Source organism: Streptomyces sparsus, assembly GCF_054776295.1.
The window spans coordinates 1-969 of sequence record NZ_BAAHCA010001351.1; the positions used below are offsets into that span (position 1 = coordinate 1).

Here is a 969-nt window from a genome sequence, read left to right on the forward strand (position 1 = left end):
CAGCAGGGCGAGTGCCAGCCATGCCGACGCCCACACCCGACGCCGCTCGACGCGCCCGGGCCCCCGCCCGGGGTGAAGCCACCGGACGCCGCTCCTTCCGCCACGAAGATCCATCGGGCGCCCCTAGCCGCGGAACCTGAGCACGGTGGTGAAGCCCTCCGTGCCGTCGGTGAAGCCGCTGCCGACCAGGGTGGTGGCGGGTTCCCTGCGCCCGAAGCCGGCGGAGTACCAGCCCAGCGGCGGGTCACTCTCACCGCGGTGCGCCCGCCAGGACAACCGCCCGGGCAGGTCGAGCACCGCGGAGCGGTCGTCGCCGTCCCGGGACCAGGTGAGCACAGCTCGGCTCCCCACCAGGTCCGCGGTGATCGCCGGGCCGAGGTGGAACGCCAGGTGCACGGCCCGGCGCGGGCCGGGCACCTCGTCCACCACCCTCAGCTCCCGGCTCGCGGCGGTCAGCTCCACCCGGCGCCGGTGCACGGAGGGCCGGTACCCGTCGTGCTCGGCGCACCAGCGGGCCACCTCCTCGCCGGAGGTGTCGGCGACCAGGACGCGGCTGCGGGCGTGCCGGGTCCACAGGAACGGTCCGCCGGAGACGGACTGGTCGGCGCCGTCCAGCCGCAGGGTGTTGTGGCCCAGGGTGGACCGGAAGTACCGCCGCCACTCGGGCTGCCCGTGGTAGCAGTACGTGCCCGGGTCGGCGAGCACGTCGACGCCGTCGTGGCGGACCTCCACGGACAGCGCGTCGGCGTGCGCGTGCGCGGCGATGGACAGGAACCCGTGCGGGCCGCCGTCGCAGCGGCACCAGATACCCGCTGGGCCGCGCAGGATGGTCATGCCCGCGTCGGCGAAGTGGGCCGGCCGGCTCTCCGGGCGGGGCACGGCCGGTGCGGTGGGCCGGACGAGGGCGGCCAGCAGCGGGGTGCGCACATCGGTGCCGGTCACCGCCGGCCACCAGTCGAGCCGGCCGAA

1 protein-coding gene is annotated in these 969 nt (G+C 76.3%); it reads right to left on the reverse strand.

Going from position 1 to position 969, the window contains the following annotated elements; all coding sequences use genetic code 11:
- Positions 1-123: 123 nt before the first annotated feature.
- On the reverse strand, positions 124-969 hold an 846-nt coding region (locus ACYVE9_RS28370), incomplete at its 5' end, for a heparinase II/III family protein (RefSeq protein WP_461030751.1).